The following is a 16,315-nucleotide window of genomic DNA, read 5'->3' as shown; positions in this document are numbered from 1 at the left end:
CCTCAGGCGGCGCGGGGCACCCGCGCCGACCGGGCCAGGTGGATCGTCGTCAGGATCGGCACGATCACGAGCACGGCGACGACCACGAGGCCGACCCAGCCGGGCGGTCCGGTGGTCTCGGTGACCGTCGTGCACGTCGATCCCGCACAGGACTGGATCTCCGACGAGCCGGACGTGGCTAACCCGCCGACGACCAGCAGGGGTCCGAGGCCGCCGGGCCACAGGAACGTCCCGATCAGCTTGTCGCGGGTCGACCACCGGTCCGACGTCCACAGCAGGACGACGCCGACGACCCAGCCGATCACGAACACGATGATGCCGCCCAGCAGCAGCACCAGGGCGATGACCTCCTGGGCGCGGAGCCGCGCGGCGGGTGCGGTGGCCGGGGGAGCGGGAGGCGCGGGCTGCTCGGCGGCGACGATGTCGGCGGGGCTGCCGAGGCGCTGGATCACGTCCTCGACGGACCGGCCGTCCGCGACGGCTGCCTCCAGGTGCTCGCCGATGTCGGCGACGAGCTCGTCGGCCCGCCGGGGGCCGAGCCGTTCGGCCGCGACCGAGCGCAGGTCGTCGAGATATCCGCGGGCGATGGGTGGGGTCGTCATGGCGTGTCCTTCCGGAGGGTCTGGTCGACGGCGTCGCGGAATGCTCGCCAGTCGGTCTCGAACCGGTCGAGCGCCCGGCGCCCGTCGCGGGTCAGCTGGTAGTAGCGGCGGGGCGGTCCCTGCTCGGACTCCCGCTGCTCGGTGAGCACCAGGCCCTCCTTGCGCAGTCTCGACAGCAGCGGGTAGATCGTGCCCTCGCTCGTGACGAGGGACGGGTGCCGCCCGAGCTCGGTCACGAGGTCGACGGCGTAGCGGGGCTCGTCCTGCAGCAGCGCCAGCACGCAGTACTCGAGCGCGCCACGGCGCAGCTGCGACAGCGCTCCCGGTTCCATGCGTCACAAGGTAGCAGTACCTTGCGACACATGGAACCAGGTCGGCACGCGCACGGCGCACGTCACACGTCCGCGTGCTGTTCGCCGCGGTCAGGTGTGCCTTAGCATGGTGAGGCTAGCCTCACGTCGGCCAGCCTCGACACGAAGGACGACCCATGAACAAGCTCCTCGCCTCGGTCGGCATCGCCGCGCTGGCCACCGTCAGCCTCGCCGCCTGCGCGTCCGACCCGTCCGAGACCTCGTCGGCCTCCGGCGCCCTCACGGTCAAGGCCACCGACTCCGACTGCACCGTCTCGGCCAGCAAGCTCGACGCCGGCCCGTCGACGTTCAAGGTCACCAACGCGGGCTCCAAGGTCACCGAGTTCTACGTGTACGCCGACGGCGACCGCATCATGGGCGAGGTCGAGAACGTCGGGCCCGGCCTGACCCGCAACCTGATCGTCGACCTGCCCAAGGGCACGTACGAGGGGGCCTGCAAGCCCGGCATGATCGGCGACGGCATCCGCCAGACGCTCACCGTGACGGGTGAGGCCACCGCGCCGCTGTCGGACTCCGAGGAGCTCACGGCCGCCGCCGACAGCTACGCCCGCTACGTCAAGTCGCAGTCCGACACCCTGATCGTCAAGACGACCGAGTTCGTCGACGCGGTCAAGGCCGGCGACGTCGAGGGGGCCAAGAAGCTGTTCCCGATCGCCCGCACCTACTGGGAGCGCATCGAGCCCGTCGCCGAGCAGTTCGGCGACCTCGACCCCATCACCGACGGGCGCGAGCCCGATGCGAAGGCCGAGGGCGTCGACTTCACGGGCTGGCACCGCATCGAGAAGCAGCTGTGGGTCGAGGGCAACACCGAGGGCATGGACCCGTACGCCGACCAGCTGCTGTCGAACGTCAAGCAGATCGTCGCGAAGGGACAGGACGCCCCGCTGACGGCGCTCGAGCTCGCCCAGGGATCGAAGGGCCTGCTCGACGAGGTCGCGACGGGCAAGATCACGGGCGAGGAGGACGAGTTCAGCCACACCGACCTGTGGGACTTCAAGGCCAACATCGAGGGCTCGCAGGCCGCCATCTCGTCGCTGCGCCCGGTCCTGATCGACCAGGACCCCGACCTCGTCAAGGACATCGACGCCAAGTTCGCGGCGCTCGACACCGAGCTCAACCAGTACCAGGACAAGAGCACGGGCGAGTGGACGTTCTATGACCAGCTGACCGAGCAGCAGATCAAGCAGCTGTCCGACTCCGTCGCGGCGCTCAGCGAGCCGATCAGCAAGGTCGCCGCCGTCGTCGCCAAGTCGGCCTGACACCCGGTCTCCTGGGACGATGGCCGACGTGAACGACCGCGACACGACGCCCGCCGCCGGACTCTCCCGCAGGAAGCTGCTGGGAGCGGCCGGCGTCGGTGCCCTGACGGTCGGGGCCCTCGGCGCGGGCGCCGGGTACGCGGTGGGCGACAAGCCCGTCGCGGTCGTCCCCGACCGGGACGCCCTGCCGATCGACTTCGACGGACGTCACCAGGCCGGCATCGTCACGCCGGCGCAGGACCGTCTGCACTTCGCGGTCTTCGACATGACGACCGAGGAGCGCGACGACCTCGTCTCGCTGCTGAAGGACTGGACGAAGGCCGCCCGGCAGATGGCCCAGGGCAACGACATCGGCGACTTCGGCGCCGTCGCCGGTGCGCCCTACTCGCCGCCCGAGGACACCGGCGAGGCCCTCGGCCTGCCGCCGTCGGGGCTGACCATCACGATCGGGTTCGGCCGCAGCCTGTTCGTCGACGCCTCCGGGGCGCCGCGCTTCGACCTCGACGGGCAGCTGCCCGACCGCCTCGTCGTCATGCCGGGCTTCTCCGGCGACCGGCTCGACCCCGCGATCAGCGACGGCGACATCGCGATCCAGGCCTGCGCCAACGACCCGCAGATCGCGGTGCACGCGATCCGCAACCTCGCCCGCATCGCCTTCGGGCGCGCCTCGGTGCGCTACTCGCAGATGGGCTTCGGCCGCACGTCGTCGACGTCGACGGCGCAGGTCACGGCGCGCAACCTGTTCGGGTTCAAGGACGGCACGGCCAACATCAAGGTCGAGGAGAAGAAGGACGTCGAGGACTTCGTGTGGGTGCAGGACGGCGACGGTCCGGCCTGGATGACCGGCGGCTCGTACCTCGTGTCGCGCAAGATCGACATGCGCATCGAGACCTGGGACCGCGAGCCCCTCAACGGCCAGGAGACGATCGTCGGCCGGGCCAAGGGCTCGGGCGGGCCGCTGTCGGGCGGCGACGAGTTCGCCGCGATCGACTTCGACGCCAAGGACGACGCCGGCCAGCCGCTGATCGACATGAAGTCCCACCTGCGCCTGGCCCACCCCGACACCAACGGCGGCGCCAAGCTGCTGCGTCGCGGGTACAACTTCGTCGACGGGTCCAACGGCCTCGGCCAGCTGTCGGCCGGGCTGTTCTTCATCGCCTACCAGCGCGATCCGGAGGCTCAGTTCGTCCGCATCCAGCGCTCGCTGGCGGGCCTGCAGAACGATCTGCTGAGCGAGTACATCGTGCACGTCGGCTCGGGCCTGTTCGCGTGCCCGCCCGGCGTCGGTCCGCAGGGCTACTGGGGCGAGGGCCTGTTCGCCTGAGCCCGGTGTGGGGGTCGACACGGTCGTTACCGACCAGTAGCGATGTGACATCCCCGGTGTCATACTCGGGGTATGAGCTCCCGTGACACGGCATTCGACTACGACGTCCTGATCATCGGCTCGGGCTTCGGCGGCAGCGTCTCGGCGCTGCGGCTGACCGAGAAGGGCTACCGCGTCGCGGTGCTCGAGGCCGGCAAGCGCTTCGAGGACGCCGACTTCGCCAAGAGCTCCTGGCGCCTGCGCAAGTTCCTGTGGATGCCCCAGCTGGGCTGCTACGGCATCCAGCGCATCGACAAGCTCAAGGACGTGCTGATCCTGTCGGGCGCCGGCGTCGGCGGCGGTTCGCTGGTCTACGCCAACACGCTCTACGAGCCGCTCGACCCGTTCTACCAGGACCCTGCGTGGGGTCACATCACCGACTGGCGCGCCGAGCTCGAGCCCTACTACGACCAGGCCAAGCGCATGCTCGGCGTCACGGTCTACCCGCACGTGACCCCCGCCGACACCGTGATGCGCGAGGTCGCCGAGAAGATGGGCGTCGGTGGCACCTTCCACCACACGCCCGTCGGCGTGTTCTTCGGCGCCGACCCGGGCGAGACGAAGGACGATCCCTACTTCGGCGGTGCCGGGCCGGCCCGCTCGGGCTGCACCAACTGCGGCGAGTGCATGACGGGCTGCCGCCACAACGCCAAGAACACGCTGGTCAAGAACTACCTCTACCTGGCCGAGTCCGCCGGCGCCGAGGTGCACCCGATGACGACCGTGACGGCCGTCCGGCCGCGGGAGGGCGGCGGGTACGAGGTCGAGACGCGTCGCACGAACAGGCGGTTCCGGCCGCACCGCACCATCACGGCCGAGCAGGTCATCTTCTCGGCCAGCACGATGGGCACGCAGAAGCTGCTGCACCGCATGCGCGACTCGGGCTCGCTGCCGCGGGTGTCGCAGCGCCTCGGCCTGCTGACCCGCACCAACTCCGAGGCGCTGCTCGGCTCGATCGCCGACGGCAACGACGTCGACTACAGCGAGGGGGTCGCGATCACGTCCTCGTTCCACCCCGACGAGCACACCCACATCGAGCCGTGCCGCTACGGCAGGGGCTCGAACGCGATGTCGCTGATGCAGACCGTCCTGACCGACGGCGGTGGCTCGACGCCCCGCTGGCGCGTGTGGCTGCGCGAGATGTGGAAGCAGAAGACCAAGCTCTTCAAGCTGTACGACCTGCGGCACTGGTCGGAGCGCACCGTCATCGCGCTGGTCATGCAGACGCACGACAACTCGATCACGACGTACACCAAGCGGGGGCTGACCGGCCGCCGCCGGCTCACGTCCCGGCAGGGTCACGGTGCGCCGAACCCGTCGTTCATCGAGCCCGGCCACCGCGCCGTCCAGCACATGGCCGACGAGATGAAGGGCACGCCCGGCGGCACGATCGGCGAGCCCTTCAACGTGCCGCTGACGGCGCACTTCATGGGCGGCTGCGCGATCGGCGACTCGCCCGAGACGGGGGTCGTCGACCCGTACCAGCGTCTCTACGGCCACCCGGGCCTGCACGTCGCCGACGGCTCGACCATCACGGCGAACCTCGGCGTCAACCCGTCGCTGACGATCACGGCACAGACCGAGCGCGCGATGTCGTACTGGCCCAACAAGGGCGAGACCGACCTGCGTCCGTCGATCGACGAGCCGTACCGCCGCATGGAGCCGGTCGCGCCCAAGAGCCCCGTCGTCCCCGACGACGCCCCGGCGGCCCTGCGCCTGCCCATCGTCGGCGTCTCGTAGGACGCACGGCTCGCTCGACCACAGAACGCCACCACAGGTCGAGCGAGCGCAGCGAGCGAGACAGTGGCCCCGCGCGGAGCGCGGCAGCTGGGGGCACCTCCCGCGAGCGCCAGCGAGTGGGGGACGAAGTCGCTGGCAGGGCGAAGCCCTGCGCCACGCACAGGACCCGGCCTGGAGGGAGTCCACGGGCCGGGTCCTGTTGTGCCACGAGGAGCAGCACATGATCTAACGGGAGGGAGTGTTGTTAGATCCACCGTGTAAAACGACGCTCCGACACCGGGGTTACGAGGTGGTCACGGTAATTTTTTCGCGGAGTCGGCGCCCGATAGGGTGGCACCCGTGACCCCCGATCATGACCTTGTCCTCGTCGTCGACTTCGGGGCGCAGTACGCCCAGCTCATCGCCCGTCGGGTGAGGGAGGCGCGGGTGTACTCCGAGATCGTCCCGCACACGATGCCGGTCGAGGAGATGCTCGCCAAGAAGCCCGCCGCGATCATCCTGTCGGGTGGTCCGTCCTCGGTCTACGAGGCCGGCGCACCGCAGCTCGACGCGGCGATGTTCGAGGCCGAGACCCCCGTCTTCGGCATCTGCTACGGCTTCATGGCGATGGCCCAGGCCCTCGGCGGCACCGTCGCCCACACGGGCCAGCGCGAGTACGGACGCACCAGCGTCAGCGTGCTCGAGCCCGGCACCCTGCTGGCCGACCTGCCCGAGTCGCTGACGTCGTGGATGTCGCACGGCGACGAGGTCGTCGCGGCGCCCGAGGGCTTCCGCGTCAACGCCCGCTCGCCGCGCGCGACCGTCGCCGCGTTCGAGGACACCGACCGTCGCCTCGCGGGCGTGCAGTGGCACCCCGAGGTGCTGCACAGCGAGCACGGCCAGCGCGTCCTCGAGACGTTCCTGGTCGACATCGCGGGCTGCCGTCAGACGTGGACCAGCAGCAACATCGTCGAGGAGCAGGTCGAGCTGATCCGCCAGCAGGTCGGTGACGCCCGCGTCATCTCCGCGCTGTCGGGCGGTGTCGACTCCGCGGTCTCCACGGCCCTCGTGCAGCGCGCGATCGGCGACCAGCTCACCGCGGTCTTCGTCGACCACGGGCTGCTGCGCCAGGGCGAGGCCGAGCAGGTCGAGAAGGACTACGTCGAGGCCACGGGTGTCGACCTCAAGGTCGTCGACGCCAAGGAGCAGTTCCTCGGCTTCCTCGCCGGCGTCTCCGACCCCGAGCAGAAGCGCAAGATCATCGGCCGCGAGTTCATCCGCGTGTTCGAGGCCGCCGAGCGCGAGGTGCTCGCGACGCCGGGTGCCCCGGTCAAGTTCCTCGTGCAGGGCACGCTCTACCCCGACGTCGTCGAGTCGGGCGGGGGAGCGGGCGCCTCGAACATCAAGAGCCACCACAACGTCGGCGGCCTGCCGGAGGACCTCGAGTTCAGCCTGATCGAGCCGCTGCGCACGCTGTTCAAGGACGAGGTGCGCGACGTCGGACGTCAGCTCGGCATCCCCGAGGCGATCGTCGGACGGCACCCGTTCCCCGGCCCCGGCCTGGCGATCCGCATCGTCGGCGCGGTCGACGAGGAGCGTCTGACGATCCTGCGCGAGGCCGATGCGATCGTCCGCGAGGAGACCACCGCGGCGGGCCTCGACGGCGAGATCTGGCAGTTCCCGGTCGTGCTGCTGGCCGACGTCCGCTCGGTCGGCGTGCAGGGCGACGGCCGCACCTACGGCCACCCGATCGTGCTGCGGCCGGTCTCGAGCGAGGACGCCATGACGGCCGACTGGAGCCGCCTGCCGTACGAGGTGCTCGAGCGGATCTCGACCCGCATCACCAACGAGGTCGACGAGGTCAACCGCGTCGTCCTCGACATCACGAGCAAGCCGCCGGGAACCATCGAGTGGGAGTGACCCGGCCGGCCTGACGAGCCGACCGCGCTCAGGCCGCCGGGGGCTCCCACAGCTCGACGGCGTTGCCGTCGGGGTCGTGGACGCGCGCGAACCGGCCCGTCTCGGGGGAGTCCCACTCGTCCCTGGTCTCGACCTCGACCCCCGCGGCGCGCAGCGACACGATGAGGCTGTCGAGGTCGCTGACGCGCAGGTTGAGCATGACCTGCTGGGCGCCCGGCCAGTAGTCGGTGTCGGCGGGGAACGGCGCGAACACCAGCGGACCGCCCTCCGTCCGCCACGACCACTCGTCGGCCTCGCCCGCCGACGGCGCGGCGAGGCCGGGGCCCACGCCGAGGTGGGTGCGGTACCAGGTGCTCAACGCATCCGGGTGCTGCGACCGCAGGAAGACTCCGCCCACTCCGAGCACCGGCACGATCGTTCTCCTCTGGTCGACGGACCTCCATCGTAGGGCGGGAGGCCGGCGGTTGTTAGGCTCGAACGCAGTCGATCGGAAGGCACCACCGTGAGTCAGTCCGCATTCCCGCGGAACAAATACGTCGCCATCGTCATGGTCCTGCTGGTCGTGGCGGCCGTGGTCGTCGTGGCCGTGCTGCGCCTCGACGGCGACGACGAGGCCGAGCCGCTGGCGACCGCCACCGAGCCGACGGCCACCGCGACGACGTCGACCCCGACGCCCGAGCAGACCACGACGTCCCCGACCCCGACGCCCACCCCGACCCCCACGCCGGGCAGCGGTCCGACGTGCGAGGGGCCCGACACGGTCTTCAACGAGGAGGGCACCGAGAAGGACTCCCTGCTGCCCGACTGCGGCGTCGCCCCGGTGACCCAGCCCGAGCAGGAGAAGTCCGGCCTGAGCCTGGCCTGCGGCGGCTCCTACCCCGTGATCCTCTACAAGACGACGACGTCCGGCGCGAAGACGTCGATCTGCGGTCGCGACAGCTCCGGGGCCGACTTCCGGTTCGTGACGCAGCCGAAGGGCGGCGACGTCGTCGACCTGCCCGGCACCTACGAGTCGCAGCTCGACGCGTTCGCGGCCAAGGACGGATCGACGCGCTACACGGTCCTGGCGTACGACGGCACCCTCGTGGTGAACCAGGACGGCCAGAAGACCCGGCAGAAGTCGTCCGACTGGATCTCGCTCGACAACGAGCCCGACACCGACTGATCGTCTGCCGCTCGCCGGGTGTCGCCGGCGGGTTGAGGGGTACACCGCCGGCGAACCCCATCGAAAGGCACACCGTGGATCTCGGCATCTCAGGACGCATCGCACTCGTCACCGGCGGCGACTCCGGCATCGGCTGGCACACCGCCCGCCTCCTGCTCGAGGAGGGCGCGACGGTCGTCCTGTCCGACCGCGACCAGGACTCCCTCGACGAGGCCGCCGCGAAGCTCGACGCCCCCAAGAAGCGCCTGCACGCGATCGCCGCCGACCTCGACTCGGTCGAGTCGATCTTCGCGCTGCGCGACGCCGTCACCGAGGCCGTCGGCGACATCGACATCCTCGTGCAGTCGGCCGGTGTGACGGGTGCCCAGGGCCTGTTCCACGAGATCGACGACGCCGGATGGGTCGACACCCTGACGACCGACCTGCTCGCCCCGATCCGCCTGACCCGCGCCTTCCTGCCCGCGCTCCGCTCGGGTGGCTGGGGCCGCGCGGTCTACCTCGCGTCGGAGGACGCCGTGCAGCCGTACGACGACGAGCTGCCGTACTGCGCCGCGAAGGCCGGCATCCTGGCGTTCGCCAAGGGCCTGTCGAGGACGTACGCCAAGGAGGGCCTGCTCGTGAACTGCGTGTCGCCGGCGTTCATCAGCACCCCGATGACCGACGCCATGATGGAGAAGCGGGCCAAGGAGCTCGGGACGGACACCGACCAGGCCATCGAGAGCTTCCTCGACGAGGAGCGCCCGTACATGGAGCTCGGCCGCCGCGGCGAGCCCGAGGAGGTCGCCGCCGTGGTCGCGTTCCTGTGCTCCGACCTGGCCAGCTTCGTCAACGGGTCGAACTACCGCGTCGACTCCGGCTCCGTCGCCACGATCTGACGCGTCCGTGACCGTCCCCGCCCCCGCCGTCCACCACGTCGACCACGGCGGGGACGGTCACGTCGTCGTCCTGCTGCACGCGTTCCCGCTCGACTCCGGCATGTTCGACCGGATCGTCCCCCTGCTGACCGGGGCGGCACGGGTCGTGACGATCGACCTGCCGGGGCTCGGACGCAGTCCGGTGCCGTCGCAGGCGCCGACGATGGACGCCGTCGCGCACGCCGTGACGGGTGTGCTCGACGAGCTGGACGTCGAGAGGGCGGTCGTGCTGGGCATCTCGACCGGGGGCTACGCCGCGCTGCAGCTCGCCGCGCAGGCGCCCGGCCGGGTCTCCGCGCTGGTGCTCGGCAGCACGACGACCCGCCGCATCGAGCCCGACGTGCCGAACGAGCGGCGCGAGGTCGCGGACGAGGTCGAGTCGTCGCGCTCGACCGAGGCCGTCGCCGACAGCGCCGACGAGGGGGTCGGCGACACGGCGCACCGCGACCAGCCCGAGCTCGTCGAGGGGCTGCGCAGGACGATCTCCGCGGCCGATCCCGACGGCGTCGCCTGGATGGCCCGCGCCATCGCGGCCAGGGCCGACACGACGACGACGCTGCGCGACCTCGACCGTCCGGTCGTGCTGCTGTTCGGCGCCGAGGACGAGGCGACGCCTCCTGAGCGCGGCGAGGAGATGCTCGCAGCGCGCGGCGACCGCCCGACCCGCCTGGTCGTGCTCGGGTCGACCGGCCACCTCACGGCCCTCGAGTCGCCGCAGCAGGTCGCCGACGTGGTGGGCGACCTGCTGCGCGACCTCGGCTGAGGCCGGGCCTCAGATCAGGCCGGCCCTCAGATCAGGTCGGTGAAGGAGTCCGGCACGGTGTGCGCCGCGAGCACCTTCTTGGCCGGCTCGACGCCGTCGCCGACCTTCCACAGCAGGACGCCCACGACCTCGTCGCCGTCGACGTAGTAGACGACCTTGCCGCCGTCCTCCTTGTCGACGACCTCGGTGCGCAGGCTCGCGTCGAGCGTCCCGACCGCCTCGTACCAGGCGTCGAACAGGTCGGAGTAGAACATCGGGGTGTGGTCGTAGACCTCGTCCGAGCCCGCGAGGATGCGTCCCGCGGCCGCGCCCATCTCGTTGGCGTTGTCGACGTGCTCGACGCGGCGGCGGCCGAGGATGTGGTCGGGGTACTCGGCCACGTCGCCGGCCGCCAGGACGTCGGGGTCGGCGGTCGTGAGGCGCTCGTCGACGACGATGCCGCCGTCCGACGACGTCTCGAGGCCCGAGCGGCGGGCCAGCACGCCGGCCGGCTCGATGCCGAGGCCGATCACGGCCAGGTCGGCCGTGACCGTCGTGCCGTCGCTGAGGTCGAGGCGCACGCCGTCGGGTGACGTCGACCCGCCGTCGACCTTCGCGCCGCCGTGCACCGTCACGCCGGCGTCGGTGAACATGCCCTGGACCTCGTCGGCGACGACCGACGGGAACGTCGGCGAGCCCAGCACGTCGTCGGGGTGGATCAGGGTGACGGTGCTGCCGTCCTGCACGAGCGCGGCGGCGATCTCGGTGCCGATGTAGCCGCCGCCGACGACCGCGACGTGCGGGTGGTCGGTGACCGCCGCGCGCAGGCGGTGGTAGTGCTCGAGCGTGCGGTAGTAGATGACCCGGTCGCTCGGCGTGAGACCCGGGATCTGGCGCGGGTGTCCGCCCGTCGCGAGCAGGAGGCGGCGGTAGCCGAAGGTGTCGCCCGTGCTGGTCGTGACGGTCTTGGCGTCCCGGTCGATCGTGTCGGCCCGGGCGCCGAGGTGCAGCGTCGCGCCGGTCTCGTCGGCGGTGTCGAGTGCGGCGTCGTCCTCGGAGAAGTCGTCGTCGGTCCAGAGCTTCTTCGACAGCGCGGGCCGCGGGAACGGTGCGGTCGACTCCTCGCCGACGATGCCGATCGTGCCGTCGGCGTCGATCTCGCGGATGCCCTTGGCGGCGGTGTCGGCCGTCATGCCGCCGCCGATGATCAGGTAGTCGTAGTCGTGGCTCATGCGGTGGGCAGTACCCCTGCCGGCCGCCGACAATCTCCCGTTGCGGCTCAGGCGCAGGTGCCTACGCTGGCATCGTGGCCACTGACACCCAGACCCCCGACGACACGACCTCCGACCCCGAGACGCCGGCGCGAGAGACCCCCGCCCCACACGTCTTCGTCCTCTTCGGCGCGACCGGCGACCTCGCCAAGCGCAAGCTCTTCCCCGGCATCTACCGCCTCGCCGCCGCCTCCCGCCTGCCCGACGACTACGCGATCATCGGATCGGGCCGCCACTCGCCCGGGTCGGACGACGAGTTCCGCGAGAAGATCAGGTCGTCGCTCGAGGAGTTCGTCGACGACCTCGACGCCGGCGTCGCCGACGACGTCCTGGGCCGGCTGACGTTCCAGACGTCCGACGCCGACGACGGCAAGGACCTCGCGGCGGCGGTCGACGAGGCCCTGTCGGGTCTCGGCGACGACGCCAAGAAGCTGATCTACCTGTCGGTGCCGCCGTCGGCGATGGAGCCCATGATCGGCATGCTGGGTCGCGAGGGCCTGGCCGACGACGCGCGCCTGGTGATCGAGAAGCCGTTCGGCACCGACCTCGAGACGGCCCGCGAGCTCGACGCGACGCTCAAGGACGTCGTGACGGAGGACCAGGTCTTCCGCATCGACCACTTCCTCGGCAAGGAGGCGGTCCAGAACATCCTGGCGCTGCGCTTCGCGAACGGCCTGATCGAGCCGGCCTGGAACCGCGACCACATCTGCTCGGTGCAGATCGACGTGCCCGAGGAGCTGACGGTCGAGGGCCGCGGCAGCTTCTACGAGTCGACCGGCTGCTTCCGCGACATGATCTCGACCCACCTCAGCCAGGTGCTGGGCTTCGTCGCGATGGAGCCGCCCGTCCACCTCGACGCGCTGGCGCTGCGCAACGAGAAGTCGAAGGTCTTCGCCGCGATGCGTCCCCTCGACCCCGAGCGCGTCGTGTTCGGCCAGTACGAGGGCTACCGCGACGAGGAGGACGTCGACGCCGACTCCGAGGTCGAGACGTTCGTCGCGCTCGAGGCCTACGTCGACACCGAGCGCTGGCAGGGCGTCCCGTTCTACCTGCGCACCGGCAAGTCGCTCGGCGCGACCCGGCGCACCATCACCCTGACGTTCCGCACGCCGCCGATGGGCCGCTTCGGCGACAATGCCTACGGACCCAACGAGCTGGTGCTGGAGCTGACCGACTCGCCCAAGATCACGGTCGACCTGCACGCCAAGCGTCCCGGCCCGACGATGGACCTGATGGACTCGTCGCTGCACCTCGACCTGTCGCAGGACGACCCGGGCGATACGCCCCTCGAGGCGTACGAGCGCCTGCTGCTCGACGTCATGCGGGGCGACCAGACGCTGTTCACCCGCTCCGACGAGGTCGACCGTCTGTGGCAGATCTGCCAGCCCGTGCTCGACAACCCGCCGAAGACGCAGCAGTACGCCAAGGGCTCGTGGGGGCCCGACGACGCCCTCGAGCTGCCGGGCGAGCGCGGCTGGCGGCTGCCGGATGCCTGAGACCGGCTCCGACTGGCCGGGGATCGCCGACCACGGGCTGATCGGTGACCTGCGCACCGCAGCACTCGTCGGCACCGACGGCACGATCGACTGGTTCTGCGCGCCGCGCTTCGACTCGCCGAGCATCTTCGCCTCGATCCTCGACCGCGAGAACGGCGGCTCGTGGAAGATCGCCCCGGCCGACGGGGCGGTGCGCACGCAGCAGTTCTACTTCCCGGAGTCGGCGGTGCTGGCGACACGGTTCCTGACCGAGAGCGGCGTCGTCGAGGTGCACGACTTCATGCCGGTGCTGCAGCCCGGCGACCCCGACCACCGTCAGCGTCTGGTGCGGCGCGTCATGGCCGTCCGCGGCTCGACGACGGTGCACATGCGGCTCGACGCCCGTCCCGACTACGCCCGCGCGACGTGCGAGGCCGAGACGCTCGAGCACGGCGTCGTCCTGACGGGCGACGGGGTCCGCCTGGGTCTCAGCGCGACGTCCGACCTGACGGTCGACAGCGGGTGCGTGACGGCCGACGTCGACCTGGCCGAGGGCGAGGTCGCGCTGTTCGTGCTCGAGGTGCTGGACGACGACGACGAGCTGGACGACGCCGACCTCGACGACACCGCCTCGCTGTTCGACGCGACCCTGTCGTTCTGGCGCACGTGGCTGTCGCAGTCGACCTACCGCGGTCGGTGGCGCGAGACCGTCAACCGGTCGGCGATCACGCTCAAGCTGCTGACGCACGAGCCGTCCGGCGCGATCGTCGCGGCACCGACCACGAGCCTGCCCGAGCTCATCGGTGGCGACCGCAACTGGGACTACCGCTACGTCTGGATGCGCGACGCTGCCTTCAGCCTCTACGCGCTCCTGCGTCTCGGCTTCACGCAGGAGGCCAAGTCCTTCATGGTGTGGCTGTCGGAGCGCCTGGGCGAGGACAAGGACCACGGTCTCGGGCCGCTGCGGGTGCTGTACGACATCGACGGCAACCAGCCGCAGGACGAGTTCATGCTCGACCACCTGACGGGCTACCGCGACTCCGGGCCCGTGCGCGTGGGCAACGCCGCGGTCGACCAGCTGCAGCTCGACATCTACGGCGAGCTGATCGACTCGGTCTACCTGTTCAACAAGTACGGCGACGGCATCAGCAGCGACGCGTGGTCCGACGTCACCCGCGTCGTCGACTGGGTGTGCGAGAACTGGGACCGCGAGGACGCCGGCATGTGGGAGACCCGTGCGGGCTCGCAGGCCCACACGACGTCGCGCCTGATGTGCTGGGTCGCGATCGAGCGGACGATCCGCATGGCGCGCCAGCGCGGTCTGCCGGGCGACATCTCGGCGTGGGCGAAGGTGCGCGACGAGATCTACGAGCGGATCATGGACAGGTCGTGGAACAGCGAGCTGCGGGCGTTCACGCAGACCGAGGACGGCGACGCCCTCGACGCCGGCGTGCTGCTCATGCCGATGGTCAAGTTCCTGTCGTCGGCCGATCCCAAGTTCCTGTCGACGCTCGACGCGATCGAGGACCGGCTCGTCGTCGACAGCCTGGTGTTCCGCTACGACCCGTCGATCAGCCCCGACGGGCTGGAGGGCGAGGAGGGCACGTTCTCGCTGTGCTCGTTCTGGTACGTCGAGGCGCTCACGCGGGCGGGACGGCTGGAGGACGCGCGGCTCGCGCTCGAGAAGATGTTCACCTACGCCAACCACCTGGGCCTGTACGCCGAGGAGGTCGGCACGACGGGCGACCAGCTCGGCAACTTCCCGCAGGCGTTCACCCACCTGGCCCTGATCAGCGCGGCGACCAACCTCGACAAGGCCCTCGACGGCGGCTGACCCCTTTCGCCGACGAGGGGGTTGCGGCCCCTCCGCGAGAGGGTCGTCGCCCCGCGGAGGGGCGGTGACCCTCTCCTCGCGGGGCGGTAACCCCCTCGTCGGCCTCAGGGGTGCGCAACGTCCGGCGTGCGCCGACGCGCGCGACAGATAGCCTTCGCTGGTGCCAGACGTGTCCATCGCCGCCCCCAACGAAGCCTCCGCCGACGCCGGCGAGCAGGTCGCGCGCGCCGGCGGCAACGCGGTCGACGCCGCGGTGGCCGCGGTCCTCGTGACGATGGTCAACGAGGTGGGGCTGGTCTCGCTGAGCTCGGGCGGCTTCGTCACGGTGCAGCCGCCCGACGGCAGCGCGCCGCAGACCGTCGACGGGTGGATGGACATGCCGGGTCGCGGACGCGCCCTCGGCGGCGGCACGTGGGACGTCGACACCGAGTACGGCGGGGGCGTCACGATCACGATCGGTGCGGGCTCGGTCGCGGCGCACGGCTCGGTCGCGGCGCTCGAGGAGGCCCACCGCCGCTGGGGCAGCCTGCCGTGGCGCGACCTCGTGACACCCGCCATCGAGGTCGCGAGGCGCGGCTTCCGGCTGAGCTCGGCGTCGCGGTACTACCTCGAGTACGTCCACGACGACATCTTCGGCTGGGACGACGAGAGCCGGGCGGCGGTGCACGACGAGGACGGCGCGATCCGCACCGGTCTGGTGGTCGTGCCCGACCTGGCCGCCTCCCTCGAGCTGATCGCGGCCGACGGCTCGGCCGCCCTGCACACCGGCGAGCTGGCGCGGCTGGTCAGCGACGACGTGATCCGTCGCGGCGGCATCCTCGGCGCCGCCGACCTCGCCGAGTACCGCCCCGTCGTCCGCCCGTCGCTGCTGAGCCGCGTGGGCGACTGGACGTTCGGCACCAACCCGCCCCCGTCGGTCGGGGGCGTCTGCGTCACCGCGATGCTCCGCCTGCTCGACGGACGGCCGCACGGTCCGTGGGACGACAGCGACGTCGAGCACCTCGTGCGCGTGCAGCGGGCCGTCCTCGGCCACCGGCTCGACGTCCTCGACGTCAGCGACGACCTGGCGCGCGACGCGGGAGCCTTCCTCGCGCTCGTCGACCGCGACCACCTCGCGGTGCTCGAGTCGGGCTCGACGGCGCACGTCTCGGCCACCGACAGCGACGGCGGCGCGTGCTCGGTCACGGTGTCGTCGGGCTACAGCTCGGGGATGATCGCCCGGGGAACCGGCATCTGGCTCAACAACTGCCTCGGCGAGCAGGAGCTCAACGCGCGAGGTCTGCACGGCCTCGCGCCCGGCTCGCGGCTGCTCTCCAACATGGCTCCGACGGTCGGGCACCACGTCGACGGCTCGGCGCTCGCGATCGGCTCGCCCGGCGCCGACCGCATCACGACCGCCGTCGTCCAGGCGATCGCCGGCTTCGTCAACGGGGGGCTGGGCCTGCAGGAGGCCATCGACCACCCGCGGGTCCACGTGCACCGGGCCGGCCGTCCCGACGAGGTCGTCAAGGTCGAGTCCGACCTCACGATGTACTACGGCGGGGTCTCGGCGACGCTCCGCCGTCCGTCGAAGGGCGTCGCGGGCGACGACGCGATGGTCGCGGCCGCCGATCCGCGGCGCGACGGTGCCGTACGTCTCGTCCGCGAGACCCCACAGGAGCCCCCGACTGCGCTTTGATG

At 71.1% G+C, this 16,315-nt stretch carries 14 protein-coding genes; 10 read left to right on the top strand and 4 right to left on the bottom strand.

The window, feature by feature from the left end:
- Window positions 1–2: 2 nt before the first annotated feature.
- Both IFT73_RS09910 and IFT73_RS09905 read right to left on the bottom strand, forming a co-directional pair.
- Entirely contained in the window at window positions 3–602 is a 600-nt protein-coding gene (locus IFT73_RS09910) for a hypothetical protein (protein WP_192167520.1), read from the bottom strand.
- Window positions 599–934 (bottom strand): PadR family transcriptional regulator, encoded by a 336-nt coding sequence (locus tag IFT73_RS09905; protein WP_192167519.1) that lies wholly within the window; start codon window positions 932–934, stop codon window positions 599–601. The genes IFT73_RS09910 and IFT73_RS09905 overlap by 4 nt, the downstream gene beginning before the upstream one ends.
- Before the next feature lie 155 nt (window positions 935–1,089).
- On the opposite strand from IFT73_RS09905, the gene efeO reads away from it, so the two are divergent.
- The 4 genes from efeO (at window position 1,090) to guaA (ending at window position 7,234) form a co-directional block, all read left to right on the top strand.
- Window positions 1,090–2,232 carry an iron uptake system protein EfeO gene (efeO, locus tag IFT73_RS09900; RefSeq protein WP_192167518.1) on the top strand — a complete coding sequence of 381 codons (1,143 nt, stop codon included), beginning with the start codon at window positions 1,090–1,092 and terminating at the stop codon, window positions 2,230–2,232.
- A gap of 19 nt (window positions 2,233–2,251) precedes the next feature.
- Window positions 2,252–3,556, top strand: coding sequence for an iron uptake transporter deferrochelatase/peroxidase subunit (efeB, locus tag IFT73_RS09895; RefSeq protein WP_192167517.1), 1,305 nt, complete (start codon window positions 2,252–2,254; stop codon window positions 3,554–3,556).
- Between the two features lie 72 nt (window positions 3,557–3,628).
- Window positions 3,629–5,335: a GMC oxidoreductase gene (locus tag IFT73_RS09890; protein WP_192167516.1), complete on the top strand. Its 1,707-nt coding sequence runs from the start codon at window positions 3,629–3,631 to the stop codon at window positions 5,333–5,335.
- 339 nt (window positions 5,336–5,674) lie between these two features.
- Complete coding sequence (gene guaA, locus IFT73_RS09885) at window positions 5,675–7,234, top strand: glutamine-hydrolyzing GMP synthase (protein ID WP_192167515.1); 1,560 nt, start codon at window positions 5,675–5,677, stop codon at window positions 7,232–7,234.
- 28 nt (window positions 7,235–7,262) lie between these two features.
- Here the strand turns inward: guaA and IFT73_RS09880 are convergent, their stop codons facing one another.
- A complete protein-coding gene (locus tag IFT73_RS09880; protein ID WP_192167514.1) occupies window positions 7,263–7,646 on the bottom strand; it encodes a VOC family protein in 384 nt (127 codons plus the stop codon).
- 90 nt (window positions 7,647–7,736) lie between these two features.
- Between IFT73_RS09880 and IFT73_RS09875 the strand changes: the two genes are divergently transcribed.
- The 3 genes from IFT73_RS09875 (at window position 7,737) to IFT73_RS09865 (ending at window position 10,076) form a co-directional block, all read left to right on the top strand.
- Window positions 7,737–8,399, top strand: coding sequence for a hypothetical protein (locus IFT73_RS09875; protein ID WP_192167513.1), 663 nt, complete (start codon window positions 7,737–7,739; stop codon window positions 8,397–8,399).
- A gap of 74 nt (window positions 8,400–8,473) precedes the next feature.
- Entirely contained in the window at window positions 8,474–9,274 is an 801-nt protein-coding gene (locus tag IFT73_RS09870; protein ID WP_192167512.1) for an SDR family oxidoreductase, read from the top strand.
- A 7-nt stretch (window positions 9,275–9,281) separates the two neighbouring features.
- Window positions 9,282–10,076: an alpha/beta fold hydrolase gene (locus IFT73_RS09865; protein WP_192167511.1), complete on the top strand. Its 795-nt coding sequence runs from the start codon at window positions 9,282–9,284 to the stop codon at window positions 10,074–10,076.
- Window positions 10,077–10,102: 26 nt separating this feature from the next.
- Here IFT73_RS09865 and IFT73_RS09860 read toward each other — a convergent pair whose 3' ends face one another.
- The gene (locus IFT73_RS09860) at window positions 10,103–11,287 is read right to left on the bottom strand and encodes an NAD(P)/FAD-dependent oxidoreductase (RefSeq protein WP_192167510.1); all 1,185 of its coding nucleotides are present in this window, start codon (window positions 11,285–11,287) and stop codon (window positions 10,103–10,105) included.
- Between the two features lie 74 nt (window positions 11,288–11,361).
- Here IFT73_RS09860 and zwf point away from each other — a divergent pair, with 74 nt between their 5' ends.
- The 3 genes from zwf (at window position 11,362) to IFT73_RS09845 (ending at window position 16,313) form a co-directional block, all read left to right on the top strand.
- Window positions 11,362–12,822 carry a glucose-6-phosphate dehydrogenase gene (gene zwf, locus IFT73_RS09855; protein ID WP_192167509.1) on the top strand — a complete coding sequence of 487 codons (1,461 nt, stop codon included), beginning with the start codon at window positions 11,362–11,364 and terminating at the stop codon, window positions 12,820–12,822.
- Window positions 12,815–14,635 carry a glycoside hydrolase family 15 protein gene (locus IFT73_RS09850; protein ID WP_192167508.1) on the top strand — a complete coding sequence of 607 codons (1,821 nt, stop codon included), beginning with the start codon at window positions 12,815–12,817 and terminating at the stop codon, window positions 14,633–14,635. The genes zwf and IFT73_RS09850 overlap by 8 nt, the downstream gene beginning before the upstream one ends.
- A gap of 160 nt (window positions 14,636–14,795) precedes the next feature.
- Entirely contained in the window at window positions 14,796–16,313 is a 1,518-nt protein-coding gene (locus IFT73_RS09845; protein WP_371811230.1) for a gamma-glutamyltransferase, read from the top strand.
- Window positions 16,314–16,315 lie beyond the last annotated feature (2 nt).

Origin of the sequence: Aeromicrobium sp. CFBP 8757 (assembly GCF_014841755.1) — a bacterium.
Taxonomy (GTDB): Bacteria; Actinomycetota; Actinomycetes; order Propionibacteriales; family Nocardioidaceae; genus Aeromicrobium.
The sequence above is the reverse complement of the archived record's forward strand: the minus strand, read 5'-3'. Positions and strand labels throughout refer to the sequence as shown.